General features: G+C 72.0%; 24 protein-coding genes and 1 pseudogene. 12 read left to right on the forward strand and 13 right to left on the reverse strand.

Features of this window, described 5'->3' with window-relative positions:
* The first annotated feature begins 739 nt into the window (after positions 1-739).
* Entirely contained in the window at positions 740-1219 is a 480-nt protein-coding gene (gene mscL / locus ACZ4A5_RS30300) for a large conductance mechanosensitive channel protein MscL (protein WP_467591208.1), read from the forward strand.
* 22 nt (positions 1220-1241) lie between these two features.
* Here the strand turns inward: mscL and ACZ4A5_RS30305 are convergent, their stop codons facing one another.
* Positions 1242-1439 (reverse strand): hypothetical protein, encoded by a 198-nt coding sequence (locus tag ACZ4A5_RS30305; protein WP_467591211.1) that lies wholly within the window; start codon positions 1437-1439, stop codon positions 1242-1244.
* Between the two features lie 349 nt (positions 1440-1788).
* Here ACZ4A5_RS30305 and ACZ4A5_RS30310 point away from each other — a divergent pair, with 349 nt between their 5' ends.
* Both ACZ4A5_RS30310 and ACZ4A5_RS30315 read left to right on the forward strand, forming a co-directional pair.
* On the forward strand, positions 1789-2967 hold the full coding sequence (locus ACZ4A5_RS30310; protein WP_467591213.1) for a low temperature requirement protein A: 1179 nt from the start codon (positions 1789-1791) through the stop codon (positions 2965-2967).
* Positions 2968-2979: 12 nt separating this feature from the next.
* On the forward strand, positions 2980-4113 hold the full coding sequence (locus tag ACZ4A5_RS30315; RefSeq protein WP_467591216.1) for a P1 family peptidase: 1134 nt from the start codon (positions 2980-2982) through the stop codon (positions 4111-4113).
* 114 nt (positions 4114-4227) lie between these two features.
* Here the strand turns inward: ACZ4A5_RS30315 and ACZ4A5_RS30320 are convergent, their stop codons facing one another.
* The 4 genes from ACZ4A5_RS30320 to ACZ4A5_RS30335 all read right to left on the reverse strand — a co-directional run bounded on the left by ACZ4A5_RS30320 (position 4228) and on the right by ACZ4A5_RS30335 (position 7615).
* Positions 4228-5196 (reverse strand): transporter, encoded by a 969-nt coding sequence (locus ACZ4A5_RS30320; RefSeq protein ID WP_467591218.1) that lies wholly within the window; start codon positions 5194-5196, stop codon positions 4228-4230.
* Positions 5193-6185, reverse strand: a complete 993-nt coding sequence (locus ACZ4A5_RS30325) for an ATP-binding cassette domain-containing protein (RefSeq protein WP_467591220.1) — start codon at positions 6183-6185, stop codon at positions 5193-5195. The genes ACZ4A5_RS30320 and ACZ4A5_RS30325 overlap by 4 nt, the downstream gene beginning before the upstream one ends.
* Entirely contained in the window at positions 6182-6610 is a 429-nt protein-coding gene (locus ACZ4A5_RS30330; protein ID WP_467591223.1) for a GntR family transcriptional regulator, read from the reverse strand. The genes ACZ4A5_RS30325 and ACZ4A5_RS30330 overlap by 4 nt, the downstream gene beginning before the upstream one ends.
* A 111-nt stretch (positions 6611-6721) precedes the next feature.
* Positions 6722-7615, reverse strand: a complete 894-nt coding sequence (locus ACZ4A5_RS30335) for a hypothetical protein (protein WP_467591226.1) — start codon at positions 7613-7615, stop codon at positions 6722-6724.
* A 287-nt stretch (positions 7616-7902) separates the two neighbouring features.
* Between ACZ4A5_RS30335 and ACZ4A5_RS30340 the strand changes: the two genes are divergently transcribed.
* The 3 genes from ACZ4A5_RS30340 (at position 7903) to ACZ4A5_RS30350 (ending at position 9924) form a co-directional block, all read left to right on the forward strand.
* On the forward strand, positions 7903-8037 hold the full coding sequence (locus tag ACZ4A5_RS30340) for a hypothetical protein (RefSeq protein ID WP_467591229.1): 135 nt from the start codon (positions 7903-7905) through the stop codon (positions 8035-8037).
* Positions 8034-9179: a methyltransferase domain-containing protein gene (locus tag ACZ4A5_RS30345; RefSeq protein ID WP_467591231.1), complete on the forward strand. Its 1146-nt coding sequence runs from the start codon at positions 8034-8036 to the stop codon at positions 9177-9179. Before ACZ4A5_RS30340 ends, ACZ4A5_RS30345 begins: the two co-directional genes overlap by 4 nt.
* Positions 9180-9390: 211 nt before the next feature.
* Entirely contained in the window at positions 9391-9924 is a 534-nt protein-coding gene (locus tag ACZ4A5_RS30350; RefSeq protein WP_467591234.1) for a DUF6879 family protein, read from the forward strand.
* Between the two features lie 205 nt (positions 9925-10129).
* Here the strand turns inward: ACZ4A5_RS30350 and ACZ4A5_RS30355 are convergent, their stop codons facing one another.
* Genes ACZ4A5_RS30355 through ACZ4A5_RS30365 form a run of 3 tightly spaced genes read right to left on the reverse strand, consistent with a single transcriptional unit; the run spans position 10130 to position 11186 of the window.
* Positions 10130-10345: a DUF397 domain-containing protein gene (locus ACZ4A5_RS30355; protein WP_467591236.1), complete on the reverse strand. Its 216-nt coding sequence runs from the start codon at positions 10343-10345 to the stop codon at positions 10130-10132.
* Positions 10342-10941: a DUF5753 domain-containing protein gene (locus tag ACZ4A5_RS30360; RefSeq protein ID WP_467591264.1), complete on the reverse strand. Its 600-nt coding sequence runs from the start codon at positions 10939-10941 to the stop codon at positions 10342-10344. Before ACZ4A5_RS30360 ends, ACZ4A5_RS30355 begins: the two co-directional genes overlap by 4 nt.
* On the reverse strand, positions 10863-11186 hold the full coding sequence (locus ACZ4A5_RS30365) for a helix-turn-helix domain-containing protein (RefSeq protein ID WP_467591267.1): 324 nt from the start codon (positions 11184-11186) through the stop codon (positions 10863-10865). The genes ACZ4A5_RS30360 and ACZ4A5_RS30365 overlap by 79 nt, the downstream gene beginning before the upstream one ends.
* Before the next feature lie 96 nt (positions 11187-11282).
* On the opposite strand from ACZ4A5_RS30365, the gene ACZ4A5_RS30370 reads away from it, so the two are divergent.
* The 3 genes from ACZ4A5_RS30370 to ACZ4A5_RS30380 all read left to right on the forward strand — a co-directional run bounded on the left by ACZ4A5_RS30370 (position 11283) and on the right by ACZ4A5_RS30380 (position 12374).
* On the forward strand, positions 11283-11450 hold the full coding sequence (locus ACZ4A5_RS30370) for a hypothetical protein (protein WP_467591239.1): 168 nt from the start codon (positions 11283-11285) through the stop codon (positions 11448-11450).
* Positions 11451-11854: 404 nt separating this feature from the next.
* On the forward strand, positions 11855-12049 hold the full coding sequence (locus ACZ4A5_RS30375) for a hypothetical protein (protein WP_467591242.1): 195 nt from the start codon (positions 11855-11857) through the stop codon (positions 12047-12049).
* A 73-nt stretch (positions 12050-12122) separates the two neighbouring features.
* Positions 12123-12374 carry a hypothetical protein gene (locus tag ACZ4A5_RS30380; protein ID WP_467591243.1) on the forward strand — a complete coding sequence of 84 codons (252 nt, stop codon included), beginning with the start codon at positions 12123-12125 and terminating at the stop codon, positions 12372-12374.
* Positions 12375-12405: 31 nt separating this feature from the next.
* Here the strand turns inward: ACZ4A5_RS30380 and ACZ4A5_RS30385 are convergent.
* Positions 12406-12978, reverse strand: a pseudogene (locus tag ACZ4A5_RS30385) (erythromycin esterase family protein); the annotation flags it as partial.
* Between the two features lie 452 nt (positions 12979-13430).
* Between ACZ4A5_RS30385 and ACZ4A5_RS30390 the strand changes: the two are divergent.
* Positions 13431-13808: a hypothetical protein gene (locus ACZ4A5_RS30390; RefSeq protein WP_467591245.1), complete on the forward strand. Its 378-nt coding sequence runs from the start codon at positions 13431-13433 to the stop codon at positions 13806-13808.
* Here ACZ4A5_RS30390 and ACZ4A5_RS30395 read toward each other — a convergent pair.
* From ACZ4A5_RS30395 to ACZ4A5_RS30405, 3 genes are read right to left on the reverse strand one after another with little or no spacing between them, the layout of a single operon-like run.
* The gene (locus ACZ4A5_RS30395) at positions 13803-15767 is read right to left on the reverse strand and encodes a PTS fructose transporter subunit IIABC (RefSeq protein ID WP_467591248.1); all 1965 of its coding nucleotides are present in this window, start codon (positions 15765-15767) and stop codon (positions 13803-13805) included. The genes ACZ4A5_RS30390 and ACZ4A5_RS30395 overlap by 6 nt on opposite strands.
* Positions 15768-15804: 37 nt before the next feature.
* Positions 15805-16755, reverse strand: a complete 951-nt coding sequence (gene pfkB, locus ACZ4A5_RS30400; protein ID WP_467591251.1) for a 1-phosphofructokinase — start codon at positions 16753-16755, stop codon at positions 15805-15807.
* Positions 16752-17513: a DeoR/GlpR family DNA-binding transcription regulator gene (locus ACZ4A5_RS30405; protein WP_467591253.1), complete on the reverse strand. Its 762-nt coding sequence runs from the start codon at positions 17511-17513 to the stop codon at positions 16752-16754. The genes pfkB and ACZ4A5_RS30405 overlap by 4 nt, the downstream gene beginning before the upstream one ends.
* 491 nt (positions 17514-18004) lie before the next feature.
* On the opposite strand from ACZ4A5_RS30405, the gene ACZ4A5_RS30410 reads away from it, so the two are divergent.
* Positions 18005-19006 carry a DUF1259 domain-containing protein gene (locus tag ACZ4A5_RS30410; protein WP_467591256.1) on the forward strand — a complete coding sequence of 334 codons (1002 nt, stop codon included), beginning with the start codon at positions 18005-18007 and terminating at the stop codon, positions 19004-19006.
* 93 nt (positions 19007-19099) lie between these two features.
* Here ACZ4A5_RS30410 and ACZ4A5_RS30415 read toward each other — a convergent pair whose 3' ends face one another.
* On the reverse strand, positions 19100-20584 hold the full coding sequence (locus ACZ4A5_RS30415; protein ID WP_467591258.1) for an MFS transporter: 1485 nt from the start codon (positions 20582-20584) through the stop codon (positions 19100-19102).
* Between the two features lie 101 nt (positions 20585-20685).
* On the opposite strand from ACZ4A5_RS30415, the gene ACZ4A5_RS30420 reads away from it, so the two are divergent.
* A complete protein-coding gene (locus tag ACZ4A5_RS30420; protein WP_467591261.1) occupies positions 20686-21648 on the forward strand; it encodes a helix-turn-helix transcriptional regulator in 963 nt (320 codons plus the stop codon).
* Positions 21649-22119 lie beyond the last annotated feature (471 nt).

Consider the following 22119-nt stretch of genomic DNA (forward strand, 5'->3'; position numbering starts at 1 on the left):
GTGCCCCGAATTCGCACCGCGTTCCAGAACCCCACCCTCCAGCCCCACCCCCTCCCACCGGAGAGCACGTGCGGGACGTATCCGCTTCAGGGTTCCCAATCAGCCCGTCCGGCGATTGAGGACAACGCGCGAAGCGTGTTGCTGGAGGTCCGGGGCGCAGCCCCAGTTCCGGGCCGCGCAACGTGCGCGGGGGTCTGGGGGCTCGCCCCCAGTTTCGGGAAGGGGCGGGGCTGGGGAACAAACAGCCCGTCCGGCGCTGAGGACGCGGCCGCAGGCCGCTCCCGCCGCAGGCGGCAACGAAACCCGCAGCCGGGGGGCGGGACACAAACCCCCCAGCCCCCCCGGGAAGGTGGCCCCGTTATCCACAACCGCCCGGTAATCCACAGGCCCAAGCGAAACCGCCAGGAACACGGAATCGTGGGAACCGCCCAAGCCCGCAAGCCAACCCGAGGCGGCCCCGATGACACGCGCACCCCGAAGCAACCACACGCCCCCGCCCACCCACACCCTCCCCCTATTCGAACCGGTCCGAGTGGGCAGGAGAAGGGCCGGACCACGCAGACGCCGACTGACGATCGCGATCGCGGCCGCCGCCGCCGCGGCGACAGTGACCCCCTGCCTGCCCGCCCTCACGCACTACGCCCTCGCATGATCACCCCAACCACCCACCCAGACCTGGCAAACTCTTCCAGAAGGCATGGACCATGCCATTCCGGTACAGAAAGAGAGAGGCCGCTCGGTGAGCGAGAAGAAAACAGGCGTCCTTGGTGGCTTCAAGGCGTTCCTGATGCGGGGCAACGTCATAGACCTCGCGGTCGCCGTTGTCATCGGTGCGGCGTTCACCAACATCGTCAACTCGGTGGTCAAGGGTGTGATCAACCCGGTCGTCGGCGCCTTCGGCACCAAGGACCTCGACCACTACGCGGCCTGCCTGAAGGGCCCCTGCTCCAGGAACGCCGCGGGCGAGGTGACCGAGGGTGTCTTCATCCAGTGGGGCACGGTGCTCAGCGCGACGCTGACGTTCCTGATCACGGCCGCGGTCGTCTATTTCCTGATGCTGCTGCCGATGAAGCGCTGGCAGGACCGCCAGGCCGCGAAGAACCCGGCGGAGCCCACGCCGGCCCAGGTCACCGAGATCGAGCTGCTGGAGCAGATCCGGGACGCGCTGGTCGAGCAGCGTCGCGGCCCGGAGCCGGAGCCGGTCCCGGCCCAGCGCTGAGGCCGCGGGCCCGCCGCGGGGCTCAGATGTGGTGGGGCGGCTTCTCGTCCAGGAAGCGGGCCAGGTCGGCGGCGCTGCCGCCGCCGGCCGGGCGCTCGCCCCAGCCGCTGTCCGTGTCGTCCGAGGACTGCTGCGACAGCGGGTCGTCGAAGATCAGCGCGGCGGCGGGCCGGCGCGGCGGCACAGGGGGCTCGGCGGCGGGTTCGGGGGCGTTGCTCATGCCTCCAGGGTACGGTCGGGCCGCCGAAGGCTCGGCGCGCGCCCGGCGGTGGCAGCGGCGAGAATCGCCGCATGAGCGATGTGATGCTGCCCACATACGCCCTGCCGGCCACGGGCCCGCGCTCCCCGGGTCACCCGGCGGCCGGGCGAGCCCGGACCACGCGCCCCGGGCGCCGGACCACGGCCCGCCCGACACCGGAAGACGACCAGGGCCCACGCCCCGGGTCTGAGACCCCGGCCGCCCGCCCGGCGTTCGAGGACACCGCGCGAGGCGTGGCGCGGGGTCCGGGGCGAAGCGCCGGAAGCGGTGCGCGGTCTTGACCCCCGCATCGGGCGGAGTCGTGCGCCGCATGACCGAGCGCGGCCGCGACGAGGCACATCGCACCGCCACGCCGCTGGAGCTGTTCTTCGACCTGTGCTTCGTCGTCGCGGTGGCGCAGGCCGGCAGGCAGCTGGTGCACGCCCTCGCGGAGGACCATCCGGCCACCGGTCTCCCCGGCTATCTGATGGTGTTCTTCGCCGTCTGGTGGGCGTGGGTCAACTTCAGCTGGTTCTCCTCCGCTTACGACACGGACGACGTGCTCTACCGCGTGGTGACGCTGGTGCAGATGGCCGGGGTCCTGATCCTGGCGGCGGGTGTCCCCCGGGCCTTCGACGGCAGCGACTTCAGCGTGGTCTGGTTCGGCTATCTGGTGATGCGGCTGGCGATGGTGACGCAGTGGCTGCGGGCCGCGCACTCCAGCACGGGCGAGGAGCGGCGGACGGCGCTGCGGTACGCGGTGGGCGTGTGCCTGTGCCAGGTGGGCTGGCTGGGGCTGCTGTTGTTGCCGCAGCACGCCAAGCCGTGGCTCTTCGTGGTCATGGCGGTCGCGGAGATGTCGGTGCCCGCGATCGCCGAGCACCGGTACCAGACGGGGTGGCATCCGCATCACATCGCGGAGCGGTACGGCCTGTTCACCATCATCGTGCTGGGCGAGACGGTGTCGGCGGCCACGGTCGCCGTCCAGTCCGCGGTGGACGAGCACGAGGCGCTGGGCACGCTGCTGCCGATCGCGGGCGGCGGGCTGCTGATCATCTTCGCCGCGTACTGGATCTATTTCGCGGTGCCCATCCATCTGCACCTGGCCTCCAACCGCCAGGCGTTCCTGTGGGGTTACGGCCACTACTTCGTCTTCGGCTCGGCGGCGGCCGTCGGGGCGGGGATCGAGGTGGCGATCGAGGAGGCCGTGGGCAAGGCGCACATCTCGACGTTCGCGGCGTCGGGGGCGGTCACGGCGGCGACGGCGCTCTTCATGCTCTCGGTGTGGCTGATCCACTCCCGGCACCACAAGCGGGGCCTGGCGCAGCAGTTGGTGCTGCCGGTGTCGGCCGTGCTGGTGCTGGCCTGCACGTTCGCGGGGCACGCCGCGGTGCTGCTGGCCGGGGTGGTCGCGGCGGGCACGGTGGCGGTGGGGGTCTTCCTGACCACCCGGCGGACGGCGAGGGAGGCGGTGGCCGCGGACACCGCAGACACGACGGAAGGGAAGTGATACGCATGGGCCATGACTGATGCCCACGCCGCACAGCGGCCCTCCCCCGGTCCTCTCGACGCGCTGACCGACGTTCCCGGACTGCGGGTCGGGCACGCGCGGCGCGTCGGGGACGGCGCCCTGACCGGCACCACCGTGGTGCTCACCGGTGCGGGTGGCGCGGTCGCCGCCGTCGACGTGCGGGGCGGCGGTCCGGGGACCAAGGAGACCGACGCCCTGGATCCGCGGAATCTCGTGCAGCGGGTCGAGGCGATCGTGCTCTCCGGCGGGAGCGCCTTCGGGCTCGACGCCGCCTCGGGGGTGATGGCCTGGCTGGAGGACGCGGGCCGCGGCTTCCGGGTCGGTCCCGATCCGGCGCAGGTCGTGCCGGTGGTCCCGGCGGCCGCGCTGTTCGACCTCGGCCGGGGCGGCGACTGGCGGGCCCGTCCCGACGCGGCGCTCGGGCGGGAGGCGGCCGAGGCGGCGGCGCGTACGGAGGCGGGGGCGCCGGTGGAGCAGGGCACGGTCGGCGCGGGTACGGGCGCGGTGGCCGGAGGCGTCAAGGGTGGCGTCGGCACGGCGAGCGTGGTGCTGCCGTCGGGCACGACGGTCGCTGCGCTGGCCGTGGTGAACGCGGCGGGTTCGGCGGTCGAGCCCATGACGGGGGCGTTGTACGGGCAGTTGGCGCACGGCGTGGTCGACGTCCCGGCGCCCTCGCGGCACCGCGCCGCCCAGGAGCGGCTGGCGGCGGCACGGCAGGAGTCGGCGAGGCGGTCGGCCGCCTCCGTACGGCCTCCGCTCAACACGACGCTCGCGGTGGTCGCGACCGATGCCGCGCTGACCCGCGCCCAGGCGCAGAAGCTGGCGGGTACGGCGCACGACGGTCTGGCCCGGGCGGTGCGGCCCGTACACCTGCTGAGCGACGGCGACACGGTCTTCGCCCTGGCCACCGGTGACCGCCCGCTGCCCGAGGAGGAGCTGTTCGGCAGCACGGTCCTCCCGGCGGCGGGAGCGCTCAACGACATCCTGGCGGCGGGGGCGGACGTCCTGACCCGCGCGGTGGTGAAGGGCATCCTGGCGGCGGAGGGGGTGGACGGCCCCGGCGGTGTCTTCCCGTCGTACGCGGACCTGTACGGCGATCTGTACGGAGACCCGTACGGCGGCTGAGACCAGGTCGCGTACGGCGGCTGAGACGAGGTCGCGTGCGGCGGTGCGTTGCGAGCGCCGCGGGCGACAGCGGACCCGCACCCGGGCAGGCCCGGGTGCGGGTGGTGGCGGGTCTCAGAGAACGGCGCGGCGGCGCAGGGCGACGCAGATCAGGGCCATCAGGGCGGCCGCGAGGCCGAGGAGGATCGCGGTCTCGATCCACTGGAAGACCCAGAAGTCGCTCGCGGGATAGACCTTGTAGAAGCGGCCGGTGAAGCCCTTCTGTGCCATGCAGGTCTTCATGTCGGGCAGTCCGGGGCCCGAGGCGCAGGCGGCCGGTTCGTGGACCAGGCGTCCGGCGCGGTCGATGAAGCCGAAGTCGCCGGCCGATTCCGCGCTGCCGATGTACTGCCGGGGCGCGTCGCCCTGGCTGGTCCGCAGCGTGGGTGAGATCCAGTCGTGGCGGACGGCGTTGAGGAGCAGCCGTACGCCTGCGATCACGGCGAGCGCGGCGCCCATCGCGGCCACCGTCCGGCGCAGCGCCAGCCCGGCCGCCGTGCCGACGACGAGGCCGAGGACGGCGCAGGCCACGGCGGCGGGGCCGGTGGCGTTGAAGATGTATCCGTCGTGCCAGTAGAGGCCGTTCAGCATGTTGGAGACCGGCTCCCACCACCACGCGAGGAGCGCGGCGAGGACCGCCGAGCCGACGAGCGCGCAGCCGAGCGCCAGCGAGAAGCGGGTGAGGAACCAGCGGCGCACGCTGACGCCCTGGGTCAGCGCGAGCTTCCAGGTGCCGCTCTCCAGCTCGCGCCCGAGCAGGGGCGCGCCCCAGAAGATGCCGATGAGCACGGGCAGCGCGGTGCTGAGCGAACCGAGCGCGCGCAGCGGCCCGTTGGTGTCGTCGATCAGCTGCTCGGCGGCTTCGCTTCCGCAGTCGCCGTTCCAGCCCTTGCAGTTCTTCGTGTCGATGTGGTGGTCGCTGATGAAGGCGAGCATGTCCGCGCGCTGGAACGCGACCCACACCGCGCAGGCGACGAGGACCGCCGCGCCGAGGAGGATCAGCGTGCGCTGCTGGCGCCAGGCCAGCCAGAGGGTGCCTTTCACGCCGCTGCCTCCGTGTCACCGGAGGGGGCGGCGTCGGCCGGGGCGGAGCGGAGATATGCGAGCAACAGGTCTTCCAGGGAGGGTATTTCGGTGACCCACCGGTCGTCGGCGAGGACGTCGGCGAGGTCGTCGGCGGGGCGGCCTTCCGTACGGCATTCCGTACGGCTTTCCGCACGGCCGTCCGTACGCGGTTCCGTGCGGAGCAGGGCGGTGACCTGGCGGCCGGTGACGGTGGATTCCACGACGGTGGCGCCGCCGAGGCCGGACGGCAGGCCGTCCTCGCGCGCGCTCTCGGCGCGGCCGGTGAGCAGGACGTGGTCCTCGCGCAGCCGCTGCGCGTCGCCCTGGAGCCGTACGCCGCCGTGCTTGAGGAGCAGCACGTGGTCGCAGACGTTCTCCAGCTCGGACAGGACGTGCGAGGACATCACGACGGTGGTGCCGCGTTCGGCGACCTCGGCCATGACCAGGCCCATGGCCTCGATGCGTACGAGCGGGTCGAGGTCGGCCAGCGGCTCGTCGAGGAGCAGCAGGTCGGGCCGCTTGCCGAAGGCGAGGGCGAGCGAGACGCGGGTGCACTGGCCCGGGGAGAGCGCGCCGACGCGGGCGTCGAGGGAGATGTTCCCGGCGCGGACGATGCGTTCGGCGCCGGCCTGGTCCCAGTCATGGTTGAGCTCGCGGCCGAAGCGGAGGGTCTCCTCCACGGTGAAGCGGGGGTAGAGCGGCTTGTCCTGGGCGAGGAAGGCCGTGCGGTCGCGGGCCCCGGCGGTGACCGGGTCGGCGCCGAAGACGCTGATCTCGCCGTCGGTCGGCCGCAGGAGGCCGGTGGCGAGGTGGAACAGCGTGCTCTTGCCGGCTCCGTTGGGGCCGACGAGCGCGGTGATGCGGCCCGCGGGCAGGGCGAAGTCGCAGTCGCGCAGCGCCCATCCGCTCCGGAATCTGCGGCCGAGCCCTGTCGCCCTCAGGGCCGTAGAGGCGATCGGGTCGGTCACGTGTCTTCCTCCATGGACTGCGGTGATCGGTGGGACGGGGGTGGCGCCGGGAAGCGTTCGTCGAGGGCGGCGGCGGTGAGGGCCGCGATGTCCTCGCGTTCCAGACCCGCCTCGCGGGCCCGGTCCACCCAGTCGGTGAATTCCGCGCGCAGCGGCGAGTCCGCCGCCGTCGCGGGCCGGGACAGCGAACGCCGCACGAACGTCCCCTGTCCCGGCTGGGGCTCGACGAGCCCCTCGCGCTCCAGCTCCCGGTAGGCCCGCAGCACGGTGTTGGGGTTGATGGCGGTGGCCGCGACGACTTCCTTGGCCGTGGGCAGCCGGTCCCCCGGTTCCAGCACGCCGAGCCGGAGGGCCTGTCTGACCTGGTGCGCGAGTTGCAGATAGGTGGCGACGCCGCTGCGCCGGTCCACCCGGAACACGATCATTCGCTCCCTCGTTTCACTAACGTCTTAGTGGAATGATGCGGAGCGTCCGCCGTCGGCGTCAAATATCACGGGGTGCGCTGCTTTGATCACACAGCGGAACGGTGGCGGGGGTCAGCGGCCACGATGGACGTACGGGCGGGCGCCGACGGCAGCGCGGACCTCCGCGATGCGGGCCCGCACGCCGTCCGGAGCCACGCCATGGAGGGGGTGGAGCGGGGGTTCGCCCCGGCAGTCGCGGCAGATCCCGCCGGGCAGCGCTTCGGGGCGGCCGGGCGCGCGGCAGATCGTGCACTCGAGGATGCGCAGGGGTGTCTCAGCAGGTCCGGGGGCGGCCTCGGGCGGCATTTTGTCGATGAGCCGACGGCGCGCGAGGGCACCCGCGCAGTGCACTTCCGGCGGCAGCCCGGCCGTCAGCGCGCGTACGAGCTCCGCCTCGGTCGCGCCGCGCGCCAGCCACGCGGCGGCGAGCTCTTCGAGTGCCGCGCAGTCGGCGGCGGAGAGGGTCATGCGGGGATCCGCACGGCCGACGGAGGCGAGGGCGTCGTACGCGTACGAACGGGCCGGGGCCTGGGGTTCGGGTTGCGATCGCGACCGGTCGCGCGGCGCCGGGACGTTGCCCGCGAGGACCGCCGTCCACCAGGCGTCGTCCCGGGCGGTGCGGGAGAAATGCGAGCGGGTCACCCAGTGCCAGCTGCCGCCGTCACCTTTGATCCGCTCCGTCACCCGCCGCAGATGCCCCGCCTCGGAGAGCCGCCGGAGCGCGGTGAGGCAGGCGGCCTGCCCGTAGTCGGGCAGCTGGGCGGCAAGCGTCTTGGCGTCCATGGCCGCGCCCTCGGGCAGCCGGTCGATGAACGCGGCGATCGACGCCTCGCGGGGCCGCAGATGCGCGAAGTCGGTACGGCGGCGGGGCGCTTGCTCGGGGGCGGTGCGCTTGCCGTAGCCGGGGCGGGCGAGGGGGTGTCGGTGCGCGGGGCGCGGGGCAGGGCTAGAGTCGGCGTCAGCCATGAGATCGCTCGTTTCGATCTTGTTGGTCAGACCCCGGCATGGTGTTGGCGCACCGGTCGGGGTCGCTTTGTTGCTGCGAACGCTAGAGGGTGGCAGCGCAGTGTCGCAACCTGAACACGGAAAGTGAACGCGCGTGGTATGCGCGGGGATTGGGAGGGTGGGTGGGTTCGGCCTACCACCCATTCCTTGCATAGAGAGCTCGGGGCCGGGGGTTCGGATCCCGGGGCTCGGGGGTGGGGGCGGGGGTGCTCTTTCCGGCCCGCCGCCGATACGGCCACACTGGCCGCATGGGACGCAAGGACGACCAGCGGGAACCGGACGACGACGACCGCGAATACGACGTAGATCAGGACCGGGACCGGCAGAGCGATTATGTGAACGAACCGTCCACCACCGACGGCGACGCCCCGCACCGGCGATGACCACCATCGACTTCACGTCACTGCGCCGCAGCTGCGTGCAACACCTTGATGAGGACGGGCAGTTCACCGACCCGTGGGTGCGGAGCGCGTTCGAGGCCGTCGACCGTACGCTCTTCGCACCGCCCCGGTTCTGGATCAAAGCCGAGCGGGAGGGCGGCGGGTTCCCGCTCATCGACCGCGACACCGCCCCCGAGGCATGGGCACACGCCGTCTACTCCCCCGCGCGCGCCCTGGTCACGCAGATGGACGACGGAGCCACCGCCTACGCCGACGGCGCGGCGGGGCGGTTCACCTCGTCCCTGTCCGAACTCCGCGTGGTCGCCCGCCAGCTCTCCCACCTCGGCCTGGAGCCTGGGCACCGGGTGCTGCACATCGGCACGGGCAGCGGTTACGACTGCGCTCTGCTCGCGGAACGGGCCCCGGCCGACCGCGTCGTCACCGTCGAAGTCGACGACCGCCTCGCCGAGGGCGCGCGTCACAACCTCGCGGCGGCCGGGTACGGCGACGTGCGCGCCGTCATCGGTGACGGCGCGCTGGGGTGGCCTGGCGGCGGGCCGTACGACCGGGTCCTGTGCACGGCGTCCGCCATGCGGGTTCCACCGGCGTGGATCGGCCAGACGCGACCCGGTGGGATCGTCCTCACTCCCTACCGGGGCCTGGCCCTCGTACGCCTGGTGGTCGCCGGGGACGGAAAGACGGCGTGCGGGCCCGTGGTGGACGCCATGACGTTCATGATGCTGCGTGGCCAGCGCGCCGCTGACGCGGTGGAGATGCGGGAGATCATCAGTTCCGCCCTCCCCGAGTCGGACACGTCCCGCACGGACGCCGACCTTTCACCCGTGGAGCACGAGCTGGGCGCGGAGTTCCTGCTCCACGCCCTGGTTCCCGGCATCCGCGTCGCGTTCGGCAGGGAGACGTGGTGGTTCGAGGCTCACGACGGTGCTTCGTGGGCGGCGTGGAAGCCGGACGGACGCGTACGGCAGTGGGGCCCGCGCCGCCTTGTGGAGGAAGCCGCCCAGGCGGTCACCAAGTGGCGGGAAGCCGGAGCGCCCGCGCTCACAGACCTCGGCCTGACGGTGGGCGCCGACGGGGAATGCCTGTGGGCACACGGCCCGGAGGGCCCGTCGTGGACGCTCGCCTGAACCCGGGACGGATCAGCGGCCGCAGCGAATCACTGTACGGGAGTTGGTCCTCGCGGCTACGGCGCAGGTGGCTTGAGGGGCGTTCGCCCCGGGGTTTGCGTTGGGGTCGGGGGGCCAGATTTCCTGGCAGTTGAGGCTGTTCCCGCTGGCGCGCAGAGGGCTGGGGCTCGGATCCCGGAGCTCGGGGTGCCGATTCTCAAGGAGGCATGTGATGTCGCAGGACGGTGCACCGGACTTCGCCGCGCTACTCGGGGCCGCCCGGAGCACGGCCGTCCACCTGGAGATGCGGGACGTCTACGGCGTCGGTGATGAAGCTGAGGGCTTCGCGGAATTCAAGCGTTCCGGCAGCGTCGACCTCGACCCTGACTCAGCCTTCTGGCAGGGCTGGACTCCACTGGTGCGCTTGGCCGTTGGCCGGGGCGTGGTGATGCGCCGCGCCCGAATCGTCTCCGAGCCCGTGACCGACTACATCCGCTACGAGCACGCTCTGACTCCGGTCAACGTCATGCTCGGCGAACAGGTGCGCTGGCTTCCCCGCCGCCAGGCGTCGGACATCGCCCTGCCCGGCAACGATCTCTGGATCTTCGACGGCCGGCTGGTGCAGTTCAATCACTTCACCGGTAACGGCGACTGGGCCGATCCGAAATACTCGGTGACCGAAGACCCTGCTGTTGTCGAGCTGTGCTCTTCGGCGTTCGAGGCCGTGTGGGAACGAGGGGTCGAGCACAGGGAATTCACGGTCTGACGCCATCAATGGAGTGCTCGGACAGCCCGCTAGGCACTTGCCTTACGTGTGATTGCCACACCTCCACGCGGACGCCGGCCTGAACGACTCCCGCTGGTTTTCGTGGTGCAGCGCACTCATCCACTGTCGGCTCGGACGACCTCCCGCCCGCCTCGGCGGCGAGCCCTGCCGGCTGGGTCGCTGGGGGTGGGCCTCATCGGTGCGCTCAGTGACCGGATCCCTCTGTGCGGACGCTCTCGATGAACTCCACGAACCCGGCCAACGAAAGAGGAAGCGCCGGGCCGGCTGGGCTCTTGCTGTCGCGGATGTACACAGACCCGCCTCCGAAGGCCACCTCGACGCAGTTGTTCTGCTGGCCTGACGCCTTCGACTTCATCCACCGCACCGCGAGTATGGATGCGTCAGGTATGGCTCTGGTCATTTTTCCCCTGTCTCGATTTCGTCAATACGGCGCCGGATCAGCCGATGGGTTTCTTCCTTGTTCAACGCCTCGGCGAGCAAGTTCTGAAACGCCCTGAGATAGACGCCGGTCTCGGGCTCCTTCTCCAGGTAGCGCATGCCAGTGAGGCCGTCAAGGCACACCACATCGGGCTCCCACCGTTCCGGAAACCTCAGGATCGCGAACGGCCCTCCGTGCAGGGCGGCATGGGCACTTGCCGCCTCGGGCAGCACGTGGAGCCGCACACGGCCACCGAACCGCCGGTCCAGGCCGGTCAAGTACCTGAGCTGGCCCGACATGACATTCGGGCTGCCGATTTCATGCCTGAGCACAGACTCGGAGACCACTCCACGAAACCTCAGCGGGGCGTCCTTCCGGAACACCTCCTGCCGCTTCGCCCGCACGGCAGCCAGCTTCTTGACCTCTTCCTCACTGGGCTCATCCGCCAACTCGCCGAGCAAGGCGCGCGTGTATTCCTCAGTCTGGAGGAGGCCGGGAATCACCACCGGCTCAGCGGTGAGCATTTCCGAGGCGTCGGCTTCGAACCCGATGAAAGAGGCGTACTCCGGCGAGAGAATTCCCCGGAGGGAAGGACTGCTCTCCCAGCCCTGCTGCCGCCCTTCACGCGCAGCTCATGAGCGTGTCGACGCAGAGGCTGATCCTTGACGCCGTAGAGGCCAAGGAGGAGGTCCAGGTCATTTTCACTGATCCCGATCCGCCCCGACTCGATACGACTGATCTTGGCTTCACTCCACGCGAGGGCGCTGACCACGGATTGAGGCCGGTCATCCCTCAGGCCCCTGAGGAGACGCCCCAGCCTCATCTGTCGAGCCGTCGGCTGTGAGCGTGGCACTCGTTCCTCCCCTGAATCGCGAGTCAAGTCACCATAGTCGGCGCACCGAGGGGCGGCGTCAGCGCGATGAGCCGCACCAGCGCGGCGGCAAGCACACCGACCGCCTCCCGCCCGTGCAGGAAATGCCACGGGTTCACCCTCGCCCACGTCCTCGCCGTGCGAGAAGGCCGACTGGCCGAGGCCGCCGCCGTCAACGCGGAGAAGGCCCGCCACTGGCGAGAGGCCCACTCGTGATCGCGGCCCACAGCCGTCCCGTCGTGCCCGTCGCCGGAACGTCCGGCTTCCACGTCGTAATCCTGGCCCCGACCGAGACCTGCACGACGTGCATCCTGCTCGCCCGAACCCGGTGGGATGCCGAAGCACGCCGCGACTGGGCTGCGATGAGGGACATGAACAGCCTGCTCTCCGATCACCGACGCCGTGCGCATCAGCTCGTGGCGGCGTAGTCGAACCGTCGCCGACGGATGAGTGAACCCAGACGCCCATCCGGTCGCTCCGCCGAGGAAACGCGGCCGCAGCAGCCGGCCAGGATAGCCACCGCATGAGCAGGGACGAAGTCAACAGGTACGACCTGGGGGCAAACGAAACGATCATCCCCGCCGACCCGCCCTAGGAAACCGGCGGCGAGGACACCGGAGATGACCAGTAGCGACACCCCCGACGGCGACGGCGTGCGTGCCACGCTGCGGCAGTTCCTCAAGCACGACTTGCCGGAGGATTCCGAGCTTTCCTGGCTGTGCCCCGAGCACCGGGACCCACAAGCCATGCGGCTCGTGCTCCGCTCCCGGTACGTCTGCGACAAGTGCGCGCGGGAAGCGAACCGGCCTCGCTGAAGGACTGCTCCGATCCGGTCCATCCCACATCCCCACGGCCGACCCGCACCAACCCCCATAAGGAGACGCCCTCATGAACCCCACCGCATTCGCTCAAGGCGACCACCGCAAGGACGAAGGGGACGGCGACGGCCACCCCGGGCAGCCCTGGGCGCCGCCCTCCGTCCGGCAGTCCGGGCCCCGTCGGCTCTGGGACGAGGTCGAGGCCGCCTACCGCTGGTGGGAGGGCCAAGGGCGGCCGGAGCACGCGCGGTTCGGGCACACCGTGACGCCCGACGGACAGTTCGCCTGGCTGGACGATTCGCGCGCATCCTGGCCCGTATGACCCGTCAGGGTCACGTCGCCGACGCGGCGCCCTACAACTTCCCCGCCTCCCGCACAGCGTGGACGTGCACCAGGACGTCATAGCTCCCCCCGAGCGCGATCTCAGGCGTCCCGTCCTGCGGAAACTTCGTGCCGACGCTGTACGTCGGGCGCGCAGTGCCCAGCCAGCCGCGCGCCGCGGGCGGCGCCTTGCGCAGGTCCGCGTAGTAGTCGCGGTAGCGGACCTGGTCGAGCGTGTGCTCGTTCGTGCCGGGGCCGGCCGGGCCCACGGTGAATTTCTTCCACTCGCCGCCGAGCGCCTCGGCCTTGGAGAGGAAGGAGCCCTTGTCGAAGGTGGTGCCTACGGCGAGGTAGGCCGCGCCCAGGGTGTCGCGGAGGAACGAGCCCTGGGTCTTCGGGTACGTCGTGGGGTCGGTGGCCGCGTAGCCCACGTGGTCGTTGTGGGCCGAGAGCAGGATCTTGCCGCCGGTGCGCCGCTGCCACCACGCCGTGGTCCCGGCCATCACCTGGTCCCGGTAGCGCTCCATGGCGGTCGACGACTTCCGGTCGCCGGGGTCGAGGGTCAGGAAGGTGTAGGTCTGGGCGATGTCGCGGGCGTTTCCGGTCCAGCGCGCGGACGGGGGCCGACGCGTCGGCCGGCGCGGGCGCCGCCGGTACCGCGTACGCCGCCGCCGCGGGGCCCAGCGTCGCGGCCAGGGCGAGAGCCGCCGCCGCGAGCCGCTTCCCGTTGCCGATCATGTGACCACTCCTCAACGTGCCTGGTGCCGAGTGCCGCTGAGGAGATCGTCACGCGTGCGGCGGCCCCGGCGCGCTGGGGCCGTCCCGACACCTTCCCGGGGGACAGCCCCCGTGATCCGGGTCCGGGGCCGGTCGCGTGGCGGTGATCGCCACGGCGCGTCGCGCCCAGCGGGAGGTGTGTCCTACGGACTGATGCGCAGTAAAACTAAGGAGAATGCACGATCTCCCTCATCTCCGCTAGCGTGCGTGTCCTGAGCAGCCGAGAAGCACGGGCGTCGTCGCGTCCTGTCGGATTCTGCTCGAAGGAGGTCGTGGCCGGATGGGTACCCTTGCGAATGCCCTGGAGAAGGCGTTGGCGATCGACGGGGCCACCGGTGTCGCGATAGTCGATTTCCAGCAGCGCAAGGTTCTGGGGTCGCTGGACCGCGGCAGCGGGCTGGACATGGACAAGGTCGCCTACGGGGACAGCGACGTCATGCGCGCCAAGCTCTACACGCTGGAGCTGCTCGGCTATCCCCCGGACAGCGTGGAGGACATCCTGATCACGCTGTCCGGGGAATTGCACATGATCCGGCCGCTGCCACGGCTGCGCGAGGGCGGCATGTTCATCTATCTCGTCCTGGAACGCGACCGGACCGGGTCCCTGGACGAGATCCGCCGGCAGCTGCGCGCCCTGGAACCCCTTCTGGAGCTATAGCCGCGCCGCGCGCAGGCCCTTCAGCGAGATCACCAGCGCCGCGCTCACCGCCGTGCCCGCCGCGATCGCGAGCAGGTAGAGGAACGGGGCCCCGATCAGCGGGACCACGAACGCCCCTCCGTGCGGCGCGCGCAGCGTGCAGCCGAAGGCCATCGAGAGGGCGCCCGTCACCGCGCCGCCCGCCATCGCCGACGGGATGACGCGCAGCGGGTCCGCCGCCGCGAAGGGGATCGCGCCCTCGGTGATGAAGGACGCGCCCAGCACCCACGCCGCCTTGCCGTTCTCGCGCTCGGCCTTGGTGAAGAGGCGGCCGCGTACGGTCGTGGCCAGGGCCATCGCGAGCGGCGGGACCATGCCCGCCGCCATCACGGCGGCCATCACCTTGAGGCTGCCGTCGTTGGGGTCGGCGAGGCCGCCGACGGCGAACGCGTACGCGCACTTGTTGAGCGGTCCGCCGAGGTCGAAGCACATCATCAGGCCCAGGACGACGCCGAGGACGACCGCGTTGGCGCCGGAGAGCCCGCTCAGCCAGTCGGTGAGCGCCTTCTGGAGCGAGGCGACCGGCTTGCCGACCACCAGGAACATCAGGAAACCGACCACCGCCGACGAGATCAGCGGGATCACCACCACCGGCATGATCCCGCGCAGCACCGGCGGCACGCCCACCCGCCGCACGGCCAGCACCGCGCCGCCCGCCAGCAGACCGGCGATCAGGCCGCCGAGGAAGCCCGCGTTGACGGTGAGGGCGATCGAGCCGCCGACGAAGCCGGGTACGAGACCGGGCCGGTCGGCCATTCCGTACGCGATATAGCCGGCCAGCACCGGCACCAGGAAGGCGAACGCGGCGCCGCCCGTCTGGAAGAACAGCGCCGCCCAGCTCGCCGACTCCGCCCAGGCGAAGTGACCGGCCACGGAAGGCGCCTTGTCGATCTGATAGCCGCCGATCGCGAAGGCGAGCGCGATGAGAAGGCCGCCCGCGGCGACGAACGGGACCATATAGCTGACACCCGTCATGAGCCAGGCGCGGAGGCGGGTGGCGAAGCCGTCCTCGGAGGCGGCCGCGGTGTCCATGGGGGCCGGGGCCCGCACGGCCGCGGGGGCGGCGGCCGCCATCTCCCGCACCTCGGCGATCAGTTCGGCGGGGCGGTTGACGCCCGCCTTCACGCCGACGTCGACGGTGGGCTTGCCCGCGAAGCGGGCCCGCTCCCGTACCTCGACGTCGTGCGCGAAGATCACGCCGTCCGCCGCGGCGATCGTCCGCGCGTCCAGCTTGGTGAAACCGGCCGAACCCTGCGTCTCGACCGCGAGTTCGACCCCGGCGGCGCTCGCCGCCTGCTCCAGCGCTTCGGCCGCCATATAGGTGTGGGCGATGCCGGTGGGACAGGAGGTGACGGCGACGATCCGGAAGGGCTGCGGTGCTTCCCGTTCCGGTATCTCGGGATCCGGCGCCTCCGCTTCCGGGCTCGCCTCCTCCTCAGGCGGCTCCTCAGGGAACTCGTCAGGCAGTTCCTCAGGGGGCTCGTCCCCCCGTATCAGCGCCGCCACCGCGTCCGCCCTGCCCGCCGACCGCAGCGCGTCCGTGAACTCCTGCCGCATCAACTGCCGTGCCAGCGAGGACAGGATCGTCAGGTGATCGCTGTCCGCGCCGTCCGGGGCCGCGATGAGGAAGATCAGGTCCGCCGGGCCGTCCGGGGCGCCGAAGTCGATCCGGGCGGCGGAGCGGCCGAAGGCGAGCGTCGGCTCGGTGACGTGCGCGCTGCGGCAGTGCGGGATGCCGATGCCGCCGTCGAGACCGGTCGGCATCTGCGCCTCGCGCGCGGCGACATCGGCGAGGAAGCCGTCGAGGTCGGTGACGCGGCCGAGGGCCGCCATCCGCTCGGCGAGCGACCGCGCCGCCGCCTCCTTGGTCTCGGCGGACAGGCCGAGATCGACCAGTTCCGCGGTGATCAGCTCACTCATCGCGGGCTCCTTTGCGCGCGTGGGGGAATCAGCGGGGTCACGACACCGGCTCCGTCAGGGCGCGGTCGAGGGGCACCTCGGCGCTCACCGTCACCGCCGCCGGTTCCAGATCCGACGGCGCCGGCATGGCGCTGCCCGGCAGCTGGACGGCCGCCGCGCCGTGGGCCAGGGCCGAGGCGAGGGCAGCCGGGCCGGAGCCGCCGGCAGTGAGGAAGCCCGCGAGGGAGGCGTCGCCCGCGCCGACGTTGCTGCGGACGGCGGGCACCCGGGCGGTGCCGAAGTGCGTACCGCAGTCGTCGACGAGCAGCTGCCCGTCCGCGCCGAGGCTGGCGAGGACGGCCCGCGCGCCCGCGGCCCGCAGCTCCCGCGCCGCCGCGACGACGTCGCCGACCGTGGTCAGCGCCCGGCCGGTCGCCAGGGCGAGCTCCTCGGCGTTGGGCTTGACGACGTCGGGGCGCTCGCGCAGCGCGGCGGTCAGGGCCGGGCCCGAGGTGTCGAGGGCGATCCTGGCCCCGGCGGCGTGCGCGCGGGCCACCAACCGCCCGTACCACTCGGGCGCGAGGCCGCGCGGGAGGCTGCCGCAGCAGGCGATCCAGTCGGCGCCGGCCGACCGCTCCCCCACGGCTGTGAGCAGGGACTCGGCCTCGTCGGCGGCGAGTTCGGGGCCCGGGGCGTTGACCTTGGTGAGGGTGCCGTCGGGTTCGGCGACGGAGATGTTCACGCGGGTGGAGCCGCTCCGTACGGGCAGGCCCGCCGCCTCGATGCCGAGCTCGGTGAGCAGCCGCAGCAGCGTCGCGCCCTCGGGTCCGGCGACGGGCAGGACCGCGACGGTGCGGTGCCCGGCGGCGGCCACGGCGCGGGAGACGTTGACGCCCTTGCCGCCGGGGTCGACGCGGTCGGTGGCGGCGCGCAGGACGGCGCCGCGCTCCAGCCGGGGCACCTCGTAGGTGCGGTCCAGGCTGGGGTTGGGGGTGACGGTGAGGATCACGCGCGGACCACCGCCGGGCCCGCGGCCTCGACGGCGCGCGCGTCCTCGTCGGCGAGGCCCGCGTCGGTGATCAGCACGTCCACCGCACCGAGGTCGCCGAAGCGGGCGAAGTGCCGCTGCCCGTACTTCGCGGAGTCCGCGAGGAGCACGACCCGGCGGGCGGCCGCGGCGGCGGCCCGCTTGACGGCGGCCTCGGCGAGGTCGGGGGTGGTGAGCCCGCCGTCGAGGGAGAAGCCGTTGGTCGCGAGGAACGCGACATCGGCGTGGACCTCGGCGTACGCGCGCAGGGCCCAGGCGTCCACGGCGGCCCGCGTCCGGTGCCGTACGCGGCCGCCGACCAGGTGCAGCGCGATGCCGGGGTGGTCGGCGAGGCGCGCGGCGACCGGCAGGGCGTGGGTGACGACGGTGAGCGTGGAGTCCAGCGGCAGCAGCCCGGCCAGGCGCGCGGCGGTCGTGCCCGCGTCGATGATCACGCTGCCGTCTGCGGGCAGTTCGGCGAGCGCGGCGCGGGCGATGGCGTCCTTCTCACCGGCGGCCGTGGCCTCGCGCTCGGCGAGGTCCGGCTCGAAGTCGAGCCGCCCGGCGGGGATGGCACCCCCGTGCACCCGGCGGACGAGCCCGGCCCGGTCGAGTGCCTTGAGGTCGCGCCGCACGGTCTCGGCGGTGACCTGGAACTCCTCGGCGAGCGAGAGCACGTCCACGCGCCCGCTCTCACGGGCGATCCGCAAGATCTCCTGCTGCCGCTCCGGTGCGTACATGCTTTGTGTCCGTTCAATGCCCGGGTGTGTGGTTGTCCGGCACGTTACCCCGAGTAGAGGAGGGAAGTAAATGGATTCGGGCAGCAAGCGGGCACAAACGGGTGGTCTTGACGCATGCCGCTCCCCCTTCGCGTAAGAGAAGGCGCCGTCAATGGAGCGGCCCATGCCGCCCGTCCGGGGCCGACGGCGAACCCGGCACCGGCACCACCGACGCCGCCCCGCCCGCGGCGCCCGGCGTCGCGGCCGTCGTCGTCCGGACGCCCCCACCGCGCCCGCGCCCCACTCCGGCGGCATCGCGCGGAGCCCCGGCCGCGTGGTGCACCTGTTCGGCCCAAGGGCACCCACGGGCAGACATCCGCTCAGCACGACGGGCCTGCCGTCCGGGCGAAGGCGGAAGCCGAGGATGCCGGGGTGCTCACCGCCGACCCGGTCGGCATTCTGTGACTGAAGCGTGTCCGTGGTTCCCCTGTGCGCGACGAAGGAGCCTTGCCATGAACCGAAGTCAGCGGCAGGACGCGGCGGCAGTGGCCGGGGTGGACCGGAGGCGGCTGCTGGCCGGGGCCGCCCTGGCACCGGTGCTGGCCGGCATCGGGCCGGCCGCCGCCCACGGCGGCCCCGCCGGAAACAGCGGCAAGGACACCGCGAAGCCGGTCGAGCCGGTGCCCACCACACAGGCGGACTGGCAGCAGGTCGCGAGGATCCTGGGCCGGCCGGGCAACATGATGCGGGGGATGTACTACCACACGCCCTTCCCGCGCGGGGACCTCCACGTGGTCTCCCACGGGATCACCGTCACACCGGGCCTCGCGCTGGGGTCCCACGTGTCCTTCGTCCGTTACGCGGACGGCAGCACCCTGGCCATGGGCGATCTGGTGGTCACCGAGGACGACTTGCAGAAGATGACCGACGCCCTGCACGCGCGGGGATTCACGCAGACCGCCATCCACAAGCATCTGCTCGCCCAGACCCCCGACGTCTGGTGGACCCACATCCACAGCGCGGGCCACGACCCGGCGGCCCTGGCCCGCAACCTGCGCGCGGTCCTCGACCACACCGGCACGCCGCCCGCGACGCCGCCCGCTCCGTCACCGTCCATCGACCTGGACACCTCCGGAATCGACGCCGCGCTGGGCGCCCGGGGAACCGGTAACGGCGGCATCTACACCTGCACCTTCATCCGCCGCGAGACCATCACCGACATGGGCCGCGCCCTGCCGCCCGGCCTGGCGTCGACCACCGCTTTCAACTTCCAGCCCCTGGGCGACGGCAGAGCCGCGCTCAGCGGAGACTTCGTCATGATCGCCGACGAGGTCCAGGACGCCCTCAAGGCGCTGCGGCGCGGAGGGATCGACGTCGTCTCCCTCCACAACCACGGCCTCACCGACGAACCCCGCCTGTTCTTCACCCACATCTGGGCGGTGGACGACGCCGTCGGACTCGCGCGCGCCCTGCGCGCCGCGGTGGCCGTCACCAACAGCAAGCCGGCCGCCTGAAGTTGCCCAGCCCGGACCGGCCCCGGAACGCGAAAGCGCCGGGCGGGCCGCCCTGACGGCAGCCCACCCGGCGCTCGGAAGCGGCCGTACGCCCTACGCCGCCACCAGCTCCTGCTCCTCTTGCCGCTCCCCCGCGGCCGCCTCGACGGCCCGCTTCCTCGGCAGCAGGAACATCAGGCCGAAGACCAGCACCAGGCCGCCCGCGACCCACCACAGGGAGTGGGTGAACGCCTCGCCGAAGATGTCCGCCATCGGCCGCGTGCGCGGGTCCGCGTTGTCGACGACACCGAAGAACGCCACCGAGACCAGGCCGAGGCCCACCGCGTTACCCAGCTGCTGCGTGGTGTTGATCAGGCCGGACGCGGAGCCCGCGTGCTCGCGCGGGACCTCGGAGAGCACGGCGTCGGTGATCGGGGCGACGATCAGGCCCATGCCCGCGCCCATCACGATCAGCGGCAGCGCCATCTGCCAGGACGTGATGTCCGCGCCGTAGTGGCCGGCCTCCCAGATGTACGTCAGGACACCCGCGGCCATGATCAGCGCGCCCGCCTGGAGCACCTTGCGCCCGAAGCGCGGCACCAGCTTCTGCACCGACATGCCCGCCGCGGCCGAGACCGCCAGGGAGAACGGGACGCCGGTCAGGCCCGCCCGCAGCGCCGACCAGCCGAGGCCGATCTGCATGTAGAGCGTCCAGACCAGGAAGAAGATGCCGGAGGTCAGACCGAAGGTCAGCTGCACGCCGATGCCCGCCGCGAAGCTCTTGACCTTGAACAGCGACAGCTCGACCAGCGGCGAGCCGTCCTTGCGGGTCTTGTGGCGCTCGTAGAGCACGAAGGCGACGAACATCGGCACCGAGCAGGCCATCGAGACGAAGCCCCACACCGGCCAGTCGTGCTCGCGGCCCTGCGTCAGGGGGTAGAGCAGCATCAGCAGCCCGGCGCTGGCCAGGGCCACCCCGACGAGGTCGAGCCGCATGGCCCGCGGGGCCTTGGACTCGATGATGAAGCGGCGGCCGAGGAGCAGACCGGCGATGCCGACCGGGAGGTTGATCAGGAAGATCGGGCGCCACTCCAGGCCGAAGAGGTTCCACTGCGTGAGCAGCGCGCCCAGCAGCGGGCCGGAGACCGCGCCGAGGCCGACCACGGCGCCGAACATGCCGAAGACCTTGCCGCGCTCGTGCGCGGGGAAGGTGACGTGGATGATCGACAGCACCTGCGGCACCATCATCGCGCCCATCAGGCCCTGGAGCACCCGCGCGGCCACCAGCAGCTGCGGGTCACTGACGATGCCGCACAGCATCGAGGCGAGCGTGAAGCCGCCCATGCCCAGCAGGAATATCTTCTTCCGGCCGTAGATGTCACCCAGCCGCCCGCCCGTGATCAGGCCGATCGCGAAGGCCAGCGCGTACCCCTCGCTGAGCCACTGCAGCACGCTGAACGAGGCGTCGATGTCCCGCTGGATGCTCGGCATCGCGATGTTGACGATGGTGACATCGACCAGGTCCATGAAGGACGCGGTCATCACGACCGCGAGCGCCAGCCAGCGACGGCGGTCCGCGGGCGGTGAATCGGTGGCCATCAAGAAATGCCCTTTCTGGTGGAGCGGGGGGGGGGAACGAGAACGACGCTATAGGCCATCTAGGACAGACTGTGTCCCACATCGCTGGCAGGCTGGGTGACATGACCGACACCCCCGTACGGCTGCTGAATCTGCTCTCGCTGCTCCAGACCCCGCGCGAATGGCCGGGCAGCGAGCTCGCCGAGCGGCTCGGGGTCAGCTCGCGCACGATCCGGCGCGACATCGAGCGGCTGCGCGACCTCGGCTACCCCGTGCAGGCCACGATGGGCGCGGTCGGCGGCTACCGGCTGGCCGCGGGCGCGGCCATGCCGCCGCTCGTCCTGGACGACGAGGAGGCCGTCGCCATCGCGGTCGGGCTGCGCGCGGGCGCGGGCCACGCCGTCGACGGCATCGAGGAGGCGTCGGTGCGGGCCCTCGCCAAGCTGGAACAGGTGCTGCCGTCCCGCCTGCGGCACCGCGTGGCCACGCTCCAGGCCGCCACCGTGCCGCTGACCTGGGGCGACTCCGGAACCGTCGACCCGCGCACGCTCACCGTCATGGCCGCGGCGGCCACCGGCAACGAACGGCTGCGTTTCGCCTACCGCACGGGCGACGGCACCGAGACCCAGCGGCTGGTCGAGCCGCACCGGCTGGTGAGCACGGGGCGACGGTGGTATCTCGTGGCGTTCGACATCGACCGCGACGACTGGCGTACGTTCCGGGTGGACCGGGTCAGCGACCCCTTCGCGACCGGCGCGCGCTTCACCCCGCGCGAGCTTCCCGCGGCGGACGCGGCGGAATTCATGAGCCGCTCCATGGCGCGGCTCCAGCCGACGTATCGCGTCGTGGTGACGCTGCACGCTCCCGCGGAGTTCGTGGCGGCGCGCTTTCCTTCACAGCTGGGGGTTCCTGTGCCGGTCGGCTCCGACCGGTGCGAGCTGGATTTCACCACCGCGGATTCGCTGGAGTGGGTGGCGTTCCGGCTGGCGCTGATCGATTGCGAGTTCTCCGCGCGGGAGCCGGCGGAGCTGGTTTCTCACTTGGCGGAGTTGGGGGCGCGGATCTCTCGGGCGGCGGCGGGGTAGGACGGCGGTCTTTCCCCTGGCCCGGGGCGGGCCCCGGGCCCCCGGGGGGGGGCGGCTGCGAGTGGGGGTCGGTTGGCACGCTTGTGGCTCCGCCGGGTGGGGGGCGTGCGCCGGCCTTCGGCGTGCGGGCTTCGTTGCCGCCTGCGGCGGGAGCGGCCTGCGGCCGCGTCCTCAATCTCCCCCAGCTACCGCTGGGAGGGGCCCCACGGGCTGCTTTGTTCCCCAGCCCCGCCCCTTCCCGAAACTGGGGCGCTGCCCCAGACCCCGCAACACGGCTTCGCCGCGTTGTCCTCAAACGCCGGACGGGCTGATTAGGAACCCCCTGAAGCGGACACCTCCCGCACGTGCCCTCCGGTGGGAGGGGGTGGGGCTGGAGGGTGGGGTTCTGGAACGCGGTGCGTTGTCGGGGTGCTCAATGCGCGTGACCCGCAGCGCACCGCGTTCCAGGTCCTCAGCCCGGAAGACCCACCC

The sequence above is a fragment of the Streptomyces sp. NPDC025618 genome (genome assembly GCF_055558795.1).

Bases quoted from the DNA above. Each gene is read 5' to 3' on its own strand.
- ACZ4A5_RS30305 (WP_467591211.1), bottom strand. From the start codon at position 1,439: ATGAGCAACGCCCCCGAACCCGCCGCCGAGCCCCCTGTGCCGCCGCGC.
- ACZ4A5_RS30310 (WP_467591213.1), top strand. From the start codon at position 1,789: ATGACCGAGCGCGGCCGCGACGAGGCACATCGCACCGCCACGCCGCTG.
- ACZ4A5_RS30315 (WP_467591216.1), top strand. From the start codon at position 2,980: ATGACTGATGCCCACGCCGCACAGCGGCCCTCCCCCGGTCCTCTCGAC.
- ACZ4A5_RS30330 (WP_467591223.1), bottom strand. From the start codon at position 6,610: ATGATCGTGTTCCGGGTGGACCGGCGCAGCGGCGTCGCCACCTATCTG.
- ACZ4A5_RS30335 (WP_467591226.1), bottom strand. From the start codon at position 7,615: ATGGCTGACGCCGACTCTAGCCCTGCCCCGCGCCCCGCGCACCGACAC.
- ACZ4A5_RS30340 (WP_467591229.1), top strand. From the start codon at position 7,903: ATGGGACGCAAGGACGACCAGCGGGAACCGGACGACGACGACCGCGAA.
- ACZ4A5_RS30345 (WP_467591231.1), top strand. From the start codon at position 8,034: ATGACCACCATCGACTTCACGTCACTGCGCCGCAGCTGCGTGCAACAC.
- ACZ4A5_RS30350 (WP_467591234.1), top strand. From the start codon at position 9,391: ATGTCGCAGGACGGTGCACCGGACTTCGCCGCGCTACTCGGGGCCGCC.
- ACZ4A5_RS30355 (WP_467591236.1), bottom strand. From the start codon at position 10,345: ATGACCAGAGCCATACCTGACGCATCCATACTCGCGGTGCGGTGGATG.
- ACZ4A5_RS30365 (WP_467591267.1), bottom strand. From the start codon at position 11,186: ATGAGGCTGGGGCGTCTCCTCAGGGGCCTGAGGGATGACCGGCCTCAA.
- ACZ4A5_RS30370 (WP_467591239.1), top strand. From the start codon at position 11,283: ATGAGCCGCACCAGCGCGGCGGCAAGCACACCGACCGCCTCCCGCCCG.
- ACZ4A5_RS30375 (WP_467591242.1), top strand. From the start codon at position 11,855: ATGACCAGTAGCGACACCCCCGACGGCGACGGCGTGCGTGCCACGCTG.
- ACZ4A5_RS30380 (WP_467591243.1), top strand. From the start codon at position 12,123: ATGAACCCCACCGCATTCGCTCAAGGCGACCACCGCAAGGACGAAGGG.
- ACZ4A5_RS30390 (WP_467591245.1), top strand. From the start codon at position 13,431: ATGGGTACCCTTGCGAATGCCCTGGAGAAGGCGTTGGCGATCGACGGG.
- ACZ4A5_RS30395 (WP_467591248.1), bottom strand. From the start codon at position 15,767: ATGAGTGAGCTGATCACCGCGGAACTGGTCGATCTCGGCCTGTCCGCC.
- ACZ4A5_RS30405 (WP_467591253.1), bottom strand. From the start codon at position 17,513: ATGTACGCACCGGAGCGGCAGCAGGAGATCTTGCGGATCGCCCGTGAG.
- ACZ4A5_RS30410 (WP_467591256.1), top strand. From the start codon at position 18,005: ATGAACCGAAGTCAGCGGCAGGACGCGGCGGCAGTGGCCGGGGTGGAC.
- ACZ4A5_RS30415 (WP_467591258.1), bottom strand. From the start codon at position 20,584: ATGGCCACCGATTCACCGCCCGCGGACCGCCGTCGCTGGCTGGCGCTC.
- ACZ4A5_RS30420 (WP_467591261.1), top strand. From the start codon at position 20,686: ATGACCGACACCCCCGTACGGCTGCTGAATCTGCTCTCGCTGCTCCAG.